Origin of the sequence: Tahibacter sp. (assembly GCF_035481375.1) — a bacterium.
GTDB lineage: Bacteria > Pseudomonadota > Gammaproteobacteria > Xanthomonadales > Rhodanobacteraceae > Tahibacter.
Window position 1 is genome coordinate 1 of the sequence record NZ_DATIGT010000126.1, and the last position, 2,860, is coordinate 2,860.

Here is a 2,860-nt window from a genome sequence, read left to right on the forward strand (position 1 = left end):
GGCGTGCCGCCGCTGCAGTGGAAGCAAGCGCAGACGCGCTAGCGAAAAACGGCGGCAGGCGCAGCGCTACGTTTCCGCCTCGATGTCTGCGCGCAGACGCAGCACGCGCTCCGGAAACCCCTCGACGAACGACGCTGTCCAGTCCGAGTCTCCGAGCGAGAAACAGGTGAATTGACGCAGCCCACGCCAGAGCGGCAGCAGGACTTCGCGGCGAGTGCCTATGACGTTCTCGAGTTCGCGCCCCGGTCGATCGGCTTCGTGCTGGCGCTGCCACAACCGCACACGCACGCGATCGTCATCCGCTGCAGCGAGTTCCAGCCAGTATCCCGCAGGCTCCTGATTCCACCAGACGCTGCCACTGCGTCCGGCCGCTGCCGATGCGACGGCATCGAACAGTTCTTCAACGACGTTGTTCGGAACATCCGACACGTCGAACGTCAGGACGTGCCTGCCGACCACGAGCCGGGTGCGCATCCAGCCGGCTTGCGGCGGCGAAAAGCTCAGCGCGATCGTGGCCATGGCAACAGCCTGAGATGTCGATCGATGCGACGCGAAAACGGTGGGAAGCTCGTCGACCCTGCAACGAAAAAGCCGGCACTAGGCCGGCTTTTCGTTGACTGCATCGAAACGCAAGGATCAGGCCGAAGCCGCGCCCTGCTGTTCGTCTTCGAGCACGGCCTTGATCGACAGGCGAATGCGACCCTGCTTGTCGACTTCGAGCACCTTGACGCGCACGGTGTCGCCTTCCTTGAGCTTGTCGGAGACCTTCTCGACGCGCTCGTTGGAGATCTGCGAGACGTGGACGAGACCGTCCTTGCCCGGCAGGATCGTGACGAATGCGCCGAAGTCCATGAGCTTGGCGACCTTGCCTTCGTAGATGCGGCCCGGCTCGACGTCGGACACGATCATCTCGATGCGCTTCTTCGCTTCGTCGGCCGCGGCACGGTTGACCGAGGCGATGACGATGCTGCCGTCGTCCTGGATGTCGATCGTCGTGCCGGTTTCTTCGGTGATCGCGCGGATGACCGAACCGCCCTTGCCGATGACCTCGCGGATCTTGTCCGGGTGGATGCGCATCGTCAGCAGGCGCGGCGCGAATTCGCTCATTTCCGAGCGCGCCGACGTGATGACCTTGTTCATCTCGCCGAGGATGTGCAGACGGCCGCGCTTGGCCTGTTCCAGCGCCACGCGCATGATTTCTTCGGTGATGCCGTCGATCTTGATGTCCATCTGCAGCGCGGAGATACCGTCCTGCGTACCGGCCACCTTGAAGTCCATGTCGCCGAGATGGTCTTCGTCGCCGAGGATGTCCGACAGCACGACGAAATCGTCGCCTTCCTTCACGAGACCCATCGCGATGCCGGCGACCGGAGCGGTCAGCGGCACGCCGGCGTCCATCATCGCGAGCGACGAGCCGCAGACCGAAGCCATCGACGAGGAGCCGTTGGATTCGGTGATTTCCGAAACCACGCGCAGCACGTACGGGAACGCTTCCATGGTCGGCTTGACGGCCTGCACGCCGCGCTTGGCGAGACGGCCGTGGCCGATTTCACGGCGCTTCGGGCCGGCCATGCGGCCGCATTCGCCGACCGAGAACGGCGGGAAGTTGTAGTGGAACAGGAACGTGTCCTTCGACTCGCCTTCCGGCGCGTCGATGATCTGCGAGTCCTTGGTCGTGCCGAGCGTGACGGTGACCAGCGCCTGCGTCTCGCCGCGCGTGAACAGCGCCGAGCCGTGGGTGCGCGGCAGCACGCCGACGCGGATGTCGATGCCGCGGACCGTGTCGAGCGCGCGGCCGTCAATGCGGACCTTGGTCTTCAGCACGCCGTCGCGCAGGGTGCGGTATTCGATGTCGCCGAGCGCGAAACCGATTTCGCTGTCGGTCCACTTGCCCGCGGCGGCCTGTTCGGCGATCGCAGCCTTGACTTCGGCCTTGAGCGCCGACTGCGCGTCACGACGGGCCAGCTTGTCGCGGATCTGGAACGTTTCGGCCATGCGGTTGCCGATCTGCGCTTCGAGCGCCGCGAACAGCGCGTCGTTGCGCGCCGGTGCGGTCCACTTGAAGGTCTTGCGGCCGGCTTCGGCGGCGAAGGCTTCGATCGCGGCAATCGCGCTCTTGAGCGCGTTGTGACCGAAGGTCACCGCGCCGAGCATGACTTCTTCGCTGAGCAGCTTGGCTTCGGACTCGACCATGAGCACGGCGGTGGACGTGCCGGCGACGACGAGTTCGAGATCCGAGGTCTTCAGCTCGCTGACGCTCGGGTTCAGCACGTAATGGCCGTTGATCACGCCGACCTTGGCCGCGCCGATCGGGCCCTTGAACGGCACGCCCGCGAGCACGAGCGCAGCGGACGCGCCGATCAGCGCCGGTATGTCGCCGTCGACTTCCGGATTCAGCGACATGACCGTCGCGATGATCTGGATTTCGTTGCGGAACTCTTCGGGGAACAGCGGGCGGATCGGGCGATCGATCAGACGCGAAGTCAGCGTCTCTTTTTCGGTCGGCCGGCCTTCGCGCTTGAAGAAGCCGCCGGGAATGCGCCCGGCGGAGTAGAACTTTTCCTGATAGTCGACGGTAAGGGGGAAGAAATCCTGTCCCTCGCGCGCCTTGCTGGCCGCTACCGCCGTGACCAGCACGACGGTTCCGCCCATGCTCACCATGACTGCGCCGCTAGCCTGGCGGGCGATTTCGCCCGTTTCCAGCGTGACTTCGTGATTACCGTACTGGAACGACCTGGTTACTTTCGCCACTGCCATCTCCTCGGTGCGTTGCGCTTAGCGGCGGATGCCGAGGCGGTCGATCAGGGTCTTGTAGCGGGTGGCGTCCTTGGCCTTCAGATAGGCCAGCAGGCGGCGGCGC

The 2,860-nt window shown here is 64.9% G+C and carries 2 protein-coding genes; both read right to left on the bottom strand.

From position 1 onward, the window contains the following. Positions 1-66: 66 nt before the first annotated feature. On the bottom strand, positions 67-519 hold the full coding sequence (locus tag VLF18_RS08370; RefSeq protein ID WP_325279172.1) for a hypothetical protein: 453 nt from the start codon (positions 517-519) through the stop codon (positions 67-69). A gap of 117 nt (positions 520-636) precedes the next feature. After that, the gene (gene pnp, locus VLF18_RS08375; RefSeq protein ID WP_325279173.1) at positions 637-2,751 is read right to left on the bottom strand and encodes a polyribonucleotide nucleotidyltransferase; all 2,115 of its coding nucleotides are present in this window, start codon (positions 2,749-2,751) and stop codon (positions 637-639) included. Positions 2,752-2,860: the final 109 nt, after the last annotated feature.